Source organism: Streptomyces sp. rh34 (assembly GCF_002551245.1).
GTDB lineage: Bacteria > Actinomycetota > Actinomycetes > Streptomycetales > Streptomycetaceae > Streptomyces.
In genome coordinates this window covers 1-13,133 of the sequence record NZ_NTGZ01000203.1, presented here as the reverse complement: position 1 = coordinate 13,133, position 13,133 = coordinate 1, and the positions used below count along the sequence as shown (strand labels likewise).

Below are 13,133 nucleotides of genomic sequence, written 5' to 3'. Positions count from 1 at the left end.
AGATGTGTATAAGAGACAGCGTCCTCCTCCGGAGGAACGACGCACGACCCTACGGGTCGTAAAGACGATAAAGCCCTACGGGCTTTGAAACAATTCCTCCGGAATCGTTTATGAATTCCTCCGGAATTCAAAAGCCGGGTGGGTGGCTGGGCGGGTCCCTGCGCTCCGCGCTGGGACCGGTGGTGACAGGTCGTCGGGTGGGACTCCTTCCGGCTCCGCCTACAGGAGAGGGCCCGCTGCGCGGGCGGCTGGCTACAGGGGAGGGGAGGTTGGGGCGGTCGTGCGCCAACCGGCCGGACCGGGCCGACCCCTGACCCTGCATCACCACCGGGGCCTGTGTACAGATTGGGAATCTCCCCCACCCCCTCCCACAGCAACCCCCACCGAGTGCATCACTCCTTGAGCCTGTGTAGAGATTGGGATTCTGCGCTACCCCCGCAACAGACCTGGAGGGGCATTTACGAGCGCGGGACGACATGAACACCTAACCCGCATCCACCCTGTAAACCCCTCACAGAAACCCACCGGGCGAACCCTCCCGACGCTCACCATAAACACCCCGAACGGCGTCGGGTGAACACCCACCCGAAACGCTGTGTGCCCCCGAACGCTTTTCGTGTTCGGGGGCACACAGGATTTGTGAGGGTCAGACGCTGGAAGTCGCTCCCTTCGCGACCTTGTTAACGGTGGTGGCGGACCGTCCGGCGAATTCTCCGATCCGGCGTTGCGACCATCCCTGGTCGAGTCCGTAACGAATGCGGATGTGGGACTGCTCGTCGGTGAGCATGATGGGTGCCACGCCGGGCCGGACGTCGGTGGGGAGGCCGGGCAGTTCCCAGTCCTTCACGGGGCCAGCGGGCGGCTTGGGTGCGGTGGGCGGCTGCTCCTGGTCCTCGTCCACGCGGGCGGTGACGCGGCCCGGGGCGGGGTGCGAGGCGGCGACGGCGGCCGGGACGGGGCGGGGTGCGGTCGGCTGCGGTGCTGCAACGCGCGGCGCAACGTGGGCGCTGGTGCCGTGGGTGATCTGGCTCTGACCTGCGGTGACCCCCGGGGCGGCTGCGGGCATTGCAGCAGGCATTGCACGGACCGGAGCGGCCGGAGGTGGGGGAACGGTGGCGGTGAGGCGCTTCTCCTCCAGGTCGAGGCGTCGGGCCTCCAGGGCACGGGCGGCGCGGGCGGTCTCCCGCGTCTCCTCCAGCTCGGCCGCGCGCTGTTCGTCCTCCTGGCGCTGGCGGCGGGTGCGTGCCTCGTCCTGGAGGCGCTCCAGGCGCTGGCGCTCCTGTTCCTCGCGGTCCTTCTCGGCCTGGCGGTCCTCGTCCTCCTGGCGCTGGCGCCGGGCACGCTCGGCCTCCTGGCGGGCACGCTCGGCCTGGCGGTCCTCCTCCAGCTCGGCCGCACGTTCAGCCGCGGTGAGCTTGGCCGCGAGGTTGCGCCGCCACGCGGGGCCGGCCTCCGCGAGCAGAACCAGCAGCCCGGGGGCGACCAGGTGCTGGAGTACCCCGGTCACGTCGCCCTTCTCGGCGCTGTGCCCGATGTTCAGGAACACGCTGGACGCGCCGGTGAACAGGCGCAGCAGGACGGGCCAGGGTCCGGCCTTCACGCCGTGGCGCGAGGCGATCTCGTCCGCCCGCAGCGCGCCGACGAACGCGGCGTCCACGACCAGTGGCAGGACGAACGCGGTGTCCTCCCAGCCCTTGGCCACGTGGGCGCGGACGTAGGGGGTGGCGTTCAGCATCGACCACAGGACCATCCCGGCCGCACAACCCCACGTCACCCATGTGATGAACCGGTCGGCCGCGCCGATCTCCGCCCGCAGCCGCTCCAACGCAGACGGGCGAACCCGCTGCCTCTCCTTGCCCATGTCCCGTTCCCTCTCCTCGATGTGATGGACTCGCAGGCGCGGGGCCGGGCGGCACACTCCGCCGCCCGGCCCCGCGCTCTGCTCCTGGTCCTGGACCCGGGCGGGGTGCCCGGCTCCCCGCCCACCCCGGGCACGCGGCCCCGGGGTGGACAGGCAGCCGTCACACCGCCCGCAGCGCGCCTTGACCGCAGGGGTCCGCCTCGCGTACGCGTGCGTGCGCGGCACGCACGGCGCGCGGCACGTGCGGCACGCGTTGGACCGGATCGGCACCGGGCCCCTGGGTCAGTCCCGGCCCGTGCAGCGGCTCTTGACCCACCGGGTCGGCCTCGCGTACGCGTGTGCGCGTCTGCGTGTTGGGGTCCCCGATCGGGACCAGCCCGGGGCCGTAGCGGCCCGTCTCCGGGCGCAGCAGCAACGCCGGGGGGATATCCGCCTTCGCGAGGTTGCAGGGCTCGCAGGCGAGCACGAGGGCGGCCTGCACCCACGTCTGCACCAGCGAGCGGGGCACGAGGTGATCGAGGGTCGCGCCCTCCAGGGCCGGGCCGAACAGCTCGCCGCAGTAGAAGCACTGCGCGCCGTCCCGCTCCGCCAACTTCCGCTTCAGCTTCCGCCGCTTCTCACCCGACGGCCCGTGCACGCTCACGACGTCATCCCGGCCATCAGCGCCGCGCACCCAGAGAGCACCGGCAACACCCGCGAGTGCGGCACGTCCAGGCGCTCCGCGATCCGCGTGCCGTTCAGGCCCTCCACCAGGTGGAGCAGCAGGACATGGCGTCGGAAGTCGTCCAGCCGGAGCAGCACTTCACGCTGCGCGCGGCTGACGTGCCCCAGCGCGTCGCGCTGCCACTCGGGCAGGCTCGCCCGGGTGGCCCGGGGTCCGGACAGTTCCGGGTTGTCCCGCAGCAGCAACAGCACCGCGCGGGCCACCAGCGTCGCGGGCTTCCCCCGCGCGCCAACCTGCCGCAGCAGCTCCTCCGTCCGTTCCTGCGGCACGCCGTACGCGCGGGCCAGCAGCGCCTCGCGCTCCGGCTCCGGGAGGGCCGCGACCATCGGGGCCAGGTAGCCGGGCAGGGTGCCGAGCTGGCACCGCCGGGCCAGCTCGTCCTCCAGCGCCGGGCACAGCCGCACGCGGGTGGCCGGGTCCTCCCAGTCCACCGGCGACTCGTGCGAAGAGGACCGCTTGAAGTGCGCCTGGATGCGGGTCTTGACCCGGCCCCACAGCATGTAGCGGGTCTCGTCCGCCGTGTACCGCTCCGCCGCGTCCGGCGCGAGGAGGTCCTTGGCCCCGGTCCGGGCGACCTCCACCCATGCCTCCTGGGCGATCTCCTCCGCCAGGTGGGCCGCCGTCCCGGCCGGAACACCACGGTTCAAGAGCTTCCGCCGGGCGTAGTGCACGAGCCCCTCGCCGTACTCCTCGCACAGTTCACCCATCCGCGCCGACGCCTCCGCCGACATCCGGATGTCCTCGTTGCGTCCCAGCCGCCGGCCCCCCGGGCCGTTCCCCGGAATCGCCGCGCCCCGCAACCGGCGCTGTTCCTTCAAGCTCAGCCGTCGCCCCGCCGCGCCCTCCGGCTCCGGCCCCTTCTGGCGCTCGATCTCCTCAGCCAACCCGCCACGCACCGAGGGGGTGACCACCGCTTTCACCGGACGCTCAGCCACAATCGACATGTCAGACCTCACTCACACTGGGGCTCTGGCAGCGGCCCCGGGGTGGCACCCCCGGGGCCGTACTGCGTCGCGCTAACCCGTCTTGGGCTAGCCCTAGACACTCTCAGGGCTAGCCTTGACGGTTGTCAAGGGGCTAGCCTTAGAGTCGTCACCACGAGATGCGAGATGAGAGGAGGTGCAGCAGTGCGTGGATACCGTGATCTCGCCGCCGAGCTGCGCCGTCTGATTGACGAGGGCCACTACCAGCCCGGCAGCACGCTCCCGCAGATCAGCGACCTGATGGAGCAGTACGGCCTCGCCAAGCAGACCGTCCGATCAGCCCTGACCGAACTGGCCAATGAGGGATACGTCCTGATTCGCCGTAAGTACGGCACTCTCGTACGGGACCGCAGGTCCCTGCGTCTGCCGCTCAGCCGGTACGGCGCGGTCCTCACGCCCGGTGGAGGCAAGGGCCCTTGGGAGACAGCCTGTGCCGCACAAGGCTTGGACGGCCGGATGCACTTGGTGAGCGTCACCACCGAAGAGGCCCCGGACGACATCGCTGAAATCCTAGGAATCGCCCCGGGCGACTCAGTCGTCCACCGACGCCGAAACGCACTGATTGGCGATGAGGTAATCCAGTCGCAACACGCCTGGTACCCAAAGTCTCTGGCGGATCAGGCCGGACTCTCGGGGGCCTCAAAGATTGAGGGTGGCGTTTTCGGCGCAATGACCGAAGCCGGTTTTCCACCGCTTAGCGCAGACGAGCACGTTAACGCCGGAACCCCGAAATCTGATGAAGCGAAGGAACTCAACATTGGAATAGGAGTTCCGGTCATTCGAGTGCAGCGAATTACGCGAACGATCGAGGAACGCGTGATTGAAGTCCTGCGGGTCTCGGCTCCGTCAGACCGAGTCGAGCTCGTTTACGACCGCCTGCCTATCAGCCAGTAACGCAGCGAGCCCCGCCTCATGGCGGGGCTCGCAGGTCCACCGGGGTCGCCACCCCGACGGAGAAGCACTCTCACCAGCTATGAGGAGGTGCGCTCACCTATGAGCGTACGACGCACGACCCGCACAGCACCACATCGCCAGGCTGCGGCCCTGGTCACGGCGGCAAGTAGCCCGGCAATCCAGCACAGCCCCGGTGTCACGTTCGGCACCGGAGCCGTCCTTGGGCTGGGTATGAACAGCGCCCTCGACACCACGCCGCTCTACAGCCGCCCCGCCCCGACGACCAACGGCGCAGCCGGATCGGGGGTGGCCCTGTGAGCCAGCAGGCACCGCGTGTGGTCCGGCCCGAGGGCCTGGACTGGGTGAAGTTCGACAGGCAGCTCGCGCGCAACGGATCGGTGTCCGCCACGTGGAAGGCGTTGTACGCCGCGTTGGCGTCGTTCGCAGAGCAGGACTCCCGGGAGACGCCGGACGGAACAGTCGACGACGACGATGTCCCGACGCGTCAGCGGCTCGCTGAGTGCATCGGCAAGTCCCTCGACACCGTGGACCGTGCCACCAAGGGCCTGGAGGGGATCGGCCTCCTGGAGGTGGAGCGGCGTAAGGACCCGGACAACCCGAAGCGGAACATCCCCTCGCTCTACCGGCTGCTGGATCACGAGCTCTGGGACGAGCGTGCCGCTGCACGTGCGGCGGCACGGAAGGCGGAGCGTGAGGCCCGCGCGGCGAAGAAGAAGGCAGATGCCGCTGATGAGGGGGGTGGCCGCACCGATGCGGCCAGGGGTAGCCGCATGGGTGCGGCCACCCTGGCCGCACCGATGCGGCCAGGGTGGCCGCACCAGTGCGGCGGTTCCTCTTCCTCTCTAGAAGATCTCTCTCTCAAGAACGCGTGCGACGCGTGTGACGAGAGCGAAAAGCGAGAGAGAGAGGCGGCTGCGCCGGGGGCGGAACGGGGGAACTCTGAGTTCCCTGGTGCCGCTCAGGACACAGACACCGACCGGGTGGTCAATGCGTTCGAGACGGCTGCGGGTCGGCGGCTGCTGAACGGGACTCGGGCCGCGCTGCGGTCGCAGGCGGCTGAGCTGCTGGCTGCGGGCCGTCCGGTGGCGTGGGTGGCGGCGCGGGCGGCGGAGATGCCCGGTAACGGCTGGACGGACTTGATCAAGCACTGCGAGCGTTCGCGGGTGCCGATCCCGGGGCAGGCCGGGCACGGCGGCGTGGCTGCTGGCGGGTCGGGTGGTGTGCCGGGTGCGTCGTTGGCGGAGATCGAGGCGTCTAAGGCCGCGATCCTGGCGCGGGGGTCGGGCCTGTGACCGGCATGAGCGAGGAGCGGGCCGGGGAACTGGCGGAGGCCGAAGACGCGGTGGCGGGCACGCTGCTGCACCCGGAGGCCAAGGACCTGGCCCCGGACCTGATCAACACCCTGTCGGGCTCCGACTTTGAGTCGCGACGGCACGGGGAGCTGTGGGACCTGCTGTCGGAGATGTGGGCGGCCGGGGCGGGGTCAGTGGACCCGATCACGGTCGCTGCGAAGCTCATCGAGCGCGGTGACCTGACGCGGCTGTGCGGTCCGGCCGGCGCGGTGTGGCTGCACCAGCTGCACGACGCCGTCCCGACCGTGGCGAACGCCCCGGCCTACGCCGACATCGTCCGCGAGGAGTCGCAGTGGCGGGCGCTGGGCATGGCGGCGGCGCGGACGATGACGGCGGTGCAGCAGCGCACGGGCACCGCCGTGGCGGCGGCAGAAGCCGCGGTCGACTCCGCCCGCGCGGTCCGGGATCAGCAGATCCAGCGTCTGGACGACGGGCCCGAGGAGCTGCTGGACTTCCTGGACCAGGCCGACGACGAGCCCGAGTGGGTGATCCCGGGCGTCCTGGCCCGGTGGGACCGGCTGATGATCACGGCCGGGGAGGGCGGCGGCAAGTCGCTCATGCTCCGACAGATCCTCATGCGGGCGGCGGCCGGGCTGCACCCGTGGAAGTCCGCGCGGATCGCCCCGGTCAGGGTCCTGCACATCGACGCCGAGAACGCCGCCGACCAGGCCCGGCCGTGGCTGCGCCGGATGGCCGAGGCCGCCGAAGCCGAAGGCGCGCCCATCGCGCGCGGACAGTTCGCGTTGCGGATGATCCCGGAGGGCCTGGACGTCGGCCAGGCCGCCGACCGGGCGTGGCTGGCCCGGATGGTGGAGCAGGTCCGCCCGGACCTGATCAGCATCGGCTCGCTCTACAAGCTCACCACCAGCGGCAAGAGCGACGAGGAAGCGGCCCGCCCGGTCATGGCCGCACTGGAGATGATCCGCGCGGTCTCCGGCGGCGCGGCGATGATCCTGGAGGCCCACGCCCCCCACGCCCACATGGGCAAGCGCGACCTCCGCCCGATCGGCTCCAGCCTGTGGATGCGCTGGCCGGAGTTCGGATTCGGGCTCGCGCCGGCTGATCCGGCGAAGAACCCCGGGGCCGAGGACCTGCGGCTGATGGACTGGGTGCCCTGGCGCGGGCCGCGCTCGGAGCGGTCCTGGCCCGCCCAGTTCTGCCAGGGTGCCCGGTGGCCCTGGCAGGCGATCCAGTACCGGGGCAACGCCCCGATCCCGGCGATCACGCTCGAAACGCTCACCGCCGAACAGGCCGCCGCCGCTGGCCTGGTTCCCCGGCAGCCCTCGGAGCAGGAACCGTTCTGGGACGACCAGCAGATCCGCTGACAGACCCGAGAGCATCCCTGTACGCCGTTCTAAGTGCTTTACAGTCGCCCCCGGCCTCCAAGGTCGGGGGCGGTTCCATTCGTCCGCCAGAACGGCGTACAGGGCTTCCGGCGCTCCGGCGGTCCCGTGGTCGTTGCCACGCTGTGTGACTCTCCGTTCCTTACTCCTTCCTTCCCACCCCCGGGAAAGCCCACTTTCCGGCGCTGGAAGCACCGCGACCGGGCTTTTCGTGGGAGGGAAGGAAGGAAGGAAGTAACCGGGAGTGACGTTCCGGCGCGTTGGGCCGGTCCGGGCGCAGGCCCGGGGGACGCGTCCGCGCCGCCGCCCGGCTGCCCGCGCCGGGCGGTGCGGGCGCGGGCCGGACGCCTGCCCGTCCGCGCGTCCGTGTGCGGCCCGTACGGGAGCCAGCGAGGGCCCGCTCGTCCACTCCGACCGGGGCCACTTTCCGGGGCCTTCAGTGGCTGTGTGGCGGGGTCGCGCGCGTTAAAGCGTGCACACGTGCGCGAGCACACGCGTGCACGCGAGAGATGGCGGTACTCGGCGTTCAGCAGGGTGGCGTCGAACCGGCTGACCCTTGCTGAGGGTGGTCCGGAAGACCCGCGTTCCCCGCCTTCACCTCGATGAACTGGTTCCCTGGCTTCCCCTCGAAGACCGGGAAGCCGTTGGTTGAGCCGTGGCGCTGCTTCCAGTGTCGCCCCGACGCCGCTCGTCCTCATCATCTTCACCGGCCCGCGCCGGTGAATTCCGAGGGGCCAACACGCGCGCGTGCCGCGCGCGTACGCGTGGAGCCGCGCGCATGCGCATGCCCACACGGGTTCGCCGGTTTCGGCGGTCACAGCGGCTTGTCACAACTCCGGTCACAGCCGTGGTCACAGTCCGGCGCTCTCGCTAGCCTGGCCGCCCGACCCGCTCCGGGCCGTGTACTCCTCGGACACCTTCGGGTGGTCCCGGTGGAGACGGTGGTCACCACCGCCACCGGATCGCGGGCGGTGGTCCGGATCACCGCCCGGCTTCCGCCGGGGGACGCGGGCGGGTGACCCCGGCGCCCAGGACCCGCCGCTGCGGACGCACGGCCGGTGCTCCGGCGGCAGCGGCCGAGATCGTCGGGAGGCGTTCCGCGGCGAGCCCGGCTCGCGCCGGCTGCGAACCGGTGCCCGTCGTGTCATCGGCTCGGGTCGGTCCGGTGCCCAGCGGGCGGCGGTCGGTCATCTCCGGATTCTCGCCCGGCTCACCGTCGCCCTGTGCCGCGCGGCCGTCCTCGCCGCCGTCGTGATGTTGATCGCCGTCCGGTGACCCGGGCCGTTCCACCACGTTCCACCCCGGGATTCCAACGGGAACCCGGGGTGGAACTGAGCTTTTCCAACGCTCCGACCTGCTGTGATACGCGTGCTACGAGTGCGAGATGTATCACTCGTGCGAGGAGTGCGAGGAGTGCGACAACTTGTTCCGGACACGGTCGGACTGCTTGACGGCCGCCTCCAGGAGCGCGGCTACGACCTCGTGCTTCGGCGTCCGGGTGGCGTGGTGGATGTCGTCCACCACCGCCTGGAACGCGTCGGCCGCCGTGGTCCGCGTGTACCAGGACCGCCGGGTCATCGCCGTCCGCGAGGCGGCCCGCTCGGCTTCCATGCGGGCCCGGCGCTCCCGCTCGATGCTCTCCCGCGTCACCTCCGGCTCGTCGTCGTCATCGTCGTCCGGCGGCGGACCCATCCGATGCGGTGCGGCGGCCATCACGAGCGCCCTCCGTCCAGGGCCGGGATCATGCCGACTTCCGACATGACCTTGGGGACGTCCAGGAAGTCACCAGGGACGGTGCTGTACGCCCGCTGATAGGCAACCCGCTTGCGCATCTCCGCCGCCAGCAGCGGATAGACCGGCAGCTCCCGTCCGGTCGCCTCGTCCCGGCCCGCCGTCAGGATCGTGCGGTACTCGCCTGGCAAGGACGTCGAGTGGTCCGTCCGCGACAGCAGCACCCAGGCATCGAACCCGCCGACCTCGGACTCGGCCGCAGCCATCTGCGCGGCCTTCCACGTGACGCGCAGCCGGCGGATCTCCGAAGGGTCTGCCCCGATCGGCACCACGAGCCGCTTCGCGTGCGTCAGCGCCGCCGCGAAAACGGCAGGATTGCCGCCCCCGACGTCGATGATCACGCGGCGGTGCTGGCGGCGCAGATCGGCCGCCAGCTCGTCGACATCGTCGAACGGGTGCCGAGTGACCTTCACCGGGAACGGTTTGCCCGTCTCGCGCGCGTAGTCCTTGGCCCAGTCGTTGCCGGTCTGGCTGACACTGTCCCCGTCGACGTAGGCCACGTCCTCACCCTCGATGGTCGCCAGATACAGCGCGGCCAGCATCGCGAACCGAGTCTTCCCGACCCCGCCCTTCAACGCCCCGACAACATCGACCTCGCCCACAGCTTCGTCCGCCACGGGCCCACCTCCTCCGCTCCCTGGGCGGCCGTGGACCGGCCGCCGCTCCGCCGGAGATTACCCGTCGCACTTCGCGCACTCTTGCGACTTGTCGCATGAGTGATACGCGTGCGACAAGTCGCACGCGTATCACTCGTATGACTCTGCGGCGGGGCTGTGACCTGGGCGGGTCAGTGTTCGGGTCAGCGCGGCCCGGTCGCCCGGTGACGCTCGGCACCCGTTCCGTCCGGCCACGAACGGCGGACGGCCCCGGGGCAGCCGCGCCTCCTGGCGGTCGTCGGTGTACGTCATCCCGAAGACGTACACCGGGCGCCGATGACGTACCGGGCGACGGCGGCCGGGACCGAGGACCGGTCCTTCGCAGCCCGGCCCCGCGTGCCGGGCCGGCGGCCGGACCAGTCCGGGATCGTCCGGCCGGTTGCGCACCTAGTTGTGCATCAGGTTGCCCATCCCGTTGCGCATCGGGTTGCCCTTCTGGTTGCTCAACAGGTTGCCTGCCCGCCGATCCGGGCGGGGCGTTGTCGCAGGTCGGGCCCGGTGGGTCAGCGGACCCGCCGCGCCGACACCTCTTCTCCGCTACAGCCGGAGCAGAGGTGTCTCCCTTCTCCTTGGGGCGGGCGGCCGGAACTGCGTAGTCGTCCCCGTGCGGGGAGTTACGGTGATCGCGGATCTGATCGCGACGCACGGGGGTGGCCTTGATGACGGCTCGGACAACACGGTGGGCGGCGCTGTGCGCGGCTGTGCCGCTCGCTCTCGCCCTGACCGGCTGCGGGGGAGGCGACGACGGCGCGAAGCCGTCTGCTGCCCCTCCGGCGGCCTCCTCGCCCGCCCCGGCCGCGTCCGCGTCGGTGGACCCGGACGCGGCGGAGAAGACGGCGGTCATCGCCTCGTACGAGGCGATGACGCGGGAGCAGATGAAGGCCTACCGCAAGGCCGACGCCAAGGGAACCGATCTGGAGAAGTACGCCACCACGGAGGCGCTCGGACAGATCCGCAACGACCTTGCGAACATGAAGTCGGCCGGGACCGTGGTGCGCGGCGAGCTGGGGCACGACGCGGAGGTGACCGAGCTCGACATGGAGGTGCAGACGCCGACCGCGACGCTCTCGGACTGCGTGGACCTCTCCGGCTACGAGACCTACGACGTCAAGGCCAAGAAGGTCATCCCGCTCCCCAAGGAGCAGCCGCTCCGGTACGTCATGACCGCGACCGCCCAGCGCTGGGACGGGCGGTGGATGGTGACCGACATCGACCCCCAGGGCGGGGCGGGGGCGACGTGCTGAGGCGCGCGACAGCAGCAGCCGCGGTGGTCCTGGCGGGCGTCCTCGCCCCGGCCGCGCACGCCGACGGCGGCAAGGACGGCGGGATCTGCAAGGGCGCCACGATGTTCGTCAAGGTCTGCGCCTCGGACGGCGGCGGCGCTCCGGGTGCGGGCGGCAGCGGTACGGCGGCCGCGCCCGCCGGCACTTCGGGCGGCAGCTCGACGCCGTCGTGCACGTACACCCGCCTCGACCCGCAGCCGCCGCCGGAGAACATGTTCTGGAAGGGGCACGACCGCTCGGAGAAGGGCGCGGTCTACGGGGTGAACTGCCCGGACCAGCAGGGCGCCCGGACCGTGTGGATCGCGGACGGCCAGGCCCCGGACGCCGCGCCGGTCATCGACCCGGAAGCCGTCGCCCGCCGCGCCGCCGCCTCGATGAAGCTCGAAGGCCCGGCCGTGGCCAGCCCTCGGGCGGCGGGGAAGTACCTGGTCGGGATGCCGATGTGGATGTGGGCGGACCCCTCCCCGTCGACGTTCGGCCCGGTGTCCGCGTCCGCGACGGCGGGCAGCGTCACGGTCACCGCGACGGCGAAGGTGTCGCAGATCGTGTGGGCGATGGGCGACGGCACCACCGTCACCTGCCACGGCCCCGGCACTCCGTACACCCCTGAGCAGGGCAAAGCGATGTCGCCGGACTGCGGACACCGCTATCAGCGCTCCGCCTCCGACAAGCCGGACGGTCGCTACCGGGGCACCGCGACCGCGACGTGGTCGATCGCCTGGACCGCCCCCACGCTGGGCGACGAGGGCGAGTTCACCGAGACCCGTGAGACCGCCTGGACCGCCCGCGTCGGAGAGCTCCAGGTCCTCAACGTCAACTGACGCGGCGGTGGTGAGTTCCACTCACCACCGCAGGTCAGACCACTCGCGCCCAACTCACCACCGCACGGCAGACGGCAGCGGACGGCGGAAGCCGCGGTGACCTCCGGTGCAGCAGAGCGCCGGTCACCGCGCATCACCTCCAGCGCGGCAACCTCTGAATCTCCCGCCTGCGAGGCCGCTGCGCCTCCCCGGCCCATTCACGCAGATTCACGCCCGCTCGCTCTTTCTGCCTGATCGCAGGAGGCTGTGAAAGGGGTGACAGAGGGCGTGACGCGGGGAGTGACAAAGGGCGTGACACGGGAGGTGACACAGAGGGTGACATCGAATATTGGTGACGTTGGCCATTCCTGCTGGTCAGCCTGCGGATTTCCCCTGGTGAGTAGCCAGACTTCCTCTTCTGCTGCCCTTCCTGCTCTTGGTGGTGGGGGATGTGTGGTGGGTGGTGGGGGCGGTGGTGGTCATCGGAACGGCGGCGCTGCGCTGGCCTGACCAGGGGCTGCGACGGCCGATGGCCGACGCAGCACCGGAAGGGGCGGGAGAGTAGCCACCGGAGCCGCTGAGCGCCCCTCACGCTCTCTGTGTGCCCCTGGACGGGATTACGTTCGGAGGCGAACGGCGTTTTGGGGGAGGTGTTCACCCGTGTTCGCCTGTCGTGGTTCGGGGTGTTTATGGTGGGCGTCGGGGGAGTTCTCTCGGTGGGTTTCTGGGAGGGGTTTACAGGGTGGATGCGGTGGGTGTTCATGTCGTCCCGCGCCCGTAAATTGTCGAGGCTCGGTGAACCTGCGCAGTGGCCATGCTCCTGACCTCGTTTTATGCAGTTCGGGTGGGCGGGTTTTTGGCTGGGTGGCTCACTGAATCTGCGCAGGGTCGGGGTGGCCTTATCCGTCTGACCTGTGGTGTTCCTGGCTCTTGACGTGCCTGCGCAGGTTGGTTGAGTACTGCGCAGCTTCAGCGATCCCCGGTATGTGCGACCCCGGATGCACGGGCCGGGGGTAAGGCATAACCCCGATCTTTACACAGGAGATGTATCGTGATGCACTCCTTCTCTCTTCTCGGGGAAGGGGGTAGGGTGGATTCCCAATCTGTACACGGGTGCCGGTAGTGATGCAGGGTCAGGGTCGGGCCCGGTCCGGCCGGTTGGCGCACGACCGCCCCAACCGACCCCCTCCTGTAGCCAGCCGCCCGCACAGCGGGCCTCTCCTGTAGGCGGAGCCGGAAGGAGCCCCACCCGACAACCTGTCACCACCGGTCCCAGCGCGGAGCGCTGGGACCCGCCCGGCCATCCACCTGCCTTTTGAATTCCGGAGGAATTCATAAACAATTCCGGAGGAATTGTTTCAAAGCCCGTAGGGCTTTATCATCTTTACGATCCGTAGGATCGTGCGTCGTTCCTCCGGAGGAGGA

12 protein-coding genes are annotated in these 13,133 nt (G+C 70.4%); 6 read left to right on the top strand and 6 right to left on the bottom strand.

The features are described 5' to 3' along the window. Nucleotides 1–646 precede the first annotated feature (646 nt). The 3 genes from CR470_RS28325 to CR470_RS28315 all read right to left on the bottom strand — a co-directional run bounded on the left by CR470_RS28325 (nucleotide 647) and on the right by CR470_RS28315 (nucleotide 3,529). Nucleotides 647–1,861 (bottom strand): DUF2637 domain-containing protein, encoded by a 1,215-nt coding sequence (locus tag CR470_RS28325; protein ID WP_107489508.1) that lies wholly within the window; start codon nucleotides 1,859–1,861, stop codon nucleotides 647–649. Nucleotides 1,862–2,021: 160 nt separating this feature from the next. Beyond that, on the bottom strand, nucleotides 2,022–2,504 hold the full coding sequence (locus tag CR470_RS28320) for an HNH endonuclease (RefSeq protein WP_143663891.1): 483 nt from the start codon (nucleotides 2,502–2,504) through the stop codon (nucleotides 2,022–2,024). After that, a complete protein-coding gene (locus CR470_RS28315) occupies nucleotides 2,501–3,529 on the bottom strand; it encodes a sigma-70 family RNA polymerase sigma factor (protein ID WP_143663890.1) in 1,029 nt (342 codons plus the stop codon). Before CR470_RS28315 ends, CR470_RS28320 begins: the two co-directional genes overlap by 4 nt. A gap of 183 nt (nucleotides 3,530–3,712) precedes the next feature. Between CR470_RS28315 and CR470_RS28310 the strand changes: the two genes are divergently transcribed. From CR470_RS28310 to CR470_RS28300, 4 genes are all read left to right on the top strand, one after another. Further along, nucleotides 3,713–4,462 (top strand): GntR family transcriptional regulator, encoded by a 750-nt coding sequence (locus tag CR470_RS28310; protein ID WP_179892391.1) that lies wholly within the window; start codon nucleotides 3,713–3,715, stop codon nucleotides 4,460–4,462. Between the two features lie 99 nt (nucleotides 4,463–4,561). Then, entirely contained in the window at nucleotides 4,562–4,780 is a 219-nt protein-coding gene (locus CR470_RS39155) for a hypothetical protein (protein ID WP_143663889.1), read from the top strand. Continuing rightward, on the top strand, nucleotides 4,777–5,775 hold the full coding sequence (locus CR470_RS28305; protein ID WP_097870346.1) for a hypothetical protein: 999 nt from the start codon (nucleotides 4,777–4,779) through the stop codon (nucleotides 5,773–5,775). The genes CR470_RS39155 and CR470_RS28305 overlap by 4 nt, the downstream gene beginning before the upstream one ends. A gap of 5 nt (nucleotides 5,776–5,780) precedes the next feature. Continuing rightward, a complete protein-coding gene (locus CR470_RS28300) occupies nucleotides 5,781–7,160 on the top strand; it encodes an AAA family ATPase (RefSeq protein WP_097870352.1) in 1,380 nt (459 codons plus the stop codon). Between the two features lie 999 nt (nucleotides 7,161–8,159). Here CR470_RS28300 and CR470_RS28295 read toward each other — a convergent pair. From CR470_RS28295 to CR470_RS28285, 3 genes are all read right to left on the bottom strand, one after another. Then, a complete protein-coding gene (locus CR470_RS28295) occupies nucleotides 8,160–8,369 on the bottom strand; it encodes a hypothetical protein (RefSeq protein ID WP_143663888.1) in 210 nt (69 codons plus the stop codon). 198 nt (nucleotides 8,370–8,567) lie between these two features. Further along, complete coding sequence (locus CR470_RS28290) at nucleotides 8,568–8,891, bottom strand: hypothetical protein (RefSeq protein WP_097870344.1); 324 nt, start codon at nucleotides 8,889–8,891, stop codon at nucleotides 8,568–8,570. Next, on the bottom strand, nucleotides 8,891–9,586 hold the full coding sequence (locus CR470_RS28285; RefSeq protein ID WP_097870343.1) for a ParA family protein: 696 nt from the start codon (nucleotides 9,584–9,586) through the stop codon (nucleotides 8,891–8,893). The genes CR470_RS28290 and CR470_RS28285 overlap by 1 nt, the downstream gene beginning before the upstream one ends. A gap of 698 nt (nucleotides 9,587–10,284) precedes the next feature. Here CR470_RS28285 and CR470_RS28280 point away from each other — a divergent pair. Then, complete coding sequence (locus CR470_RS28280) at nucleotides 10,285–10,869, top strand: hypothetical protein (protein WP_097870342.1); 585 nt, start codon at nucleotides 10,285–10,287, stop codon at nucleotides 10,867–10,869. Further along, on the top strand, nucleotides 10,863–11,729 hold the full coding sequence (locus tag CR470_RS40805; protein ID WP_257138943.1) for an ATP/GTP-binding protein: 867 nt from the start codon (nucleotides 10,863–10,865) through the stop codon (nucleotides 11,727–11,729). The genes CR470_RS28280 and CR470_RS40805 overlap by 7 nt, the downstream gene beginning before the upstream one ends. The last annotated feature ends 1,404 nt before the right edge of the window (nucleotides 11,730–13,133 follow it).

Excerpts from the sequence above, each read along its gene's own strand:
- CR470_RS28315 (WP_143663890.1), bottom strand. The coding sequence starts at position 3,529 with ATGTCGATTGTGGCTGAGCGTCCGGTGAAAGCGGTGGTCACCCCCTCG.
- CR470_RS28280 (WP_097870342.1), top strand. The coding sequence starts at position 10,285 with ATGACGGCTCGGACAACACGGTGGGCGGCGCTGTGCGCGGCTGTGCCG.
- CR470_RS28300 (WP_097870352.1), top strand. The coding sequence starts at position 5,781 with ATGAGCGAGGAGCGGGCCGGGGAACTGGCGGAGGCCGAAGACGCGGTG.
- CR470_RS28295 (WP_143663888.1), bottom strand. The coding sequence starts at position 8,369 with ATGACCGACCGCCGCCCGCTGGGCACCGGACCGACCCGAGCCGATGAC.
- CR470_RS28290 (WP_097870344.1), bottom strand. The coding sequence starts at position 8,891 with ATGGCCGCCGCACCGCATCGGATGGGTCCGCCGCCGGACGACGATGAC.
- CR470_RS39155 (WP_143663889.1), top strand. The coding sequence starts at position 4,562 with ATGAGCGTACGACGCACGACCCGCACAGCACCACATCGCCAGGCTGCG.
- CR470_RS28325 (WP_107489508.1), bottom strand. The coding sequence starts at position 1,861 with ATGGGCAAGGAGAGGCAGCGGGTTCGCCCGTCTGCGTTGGAGCGGCTG.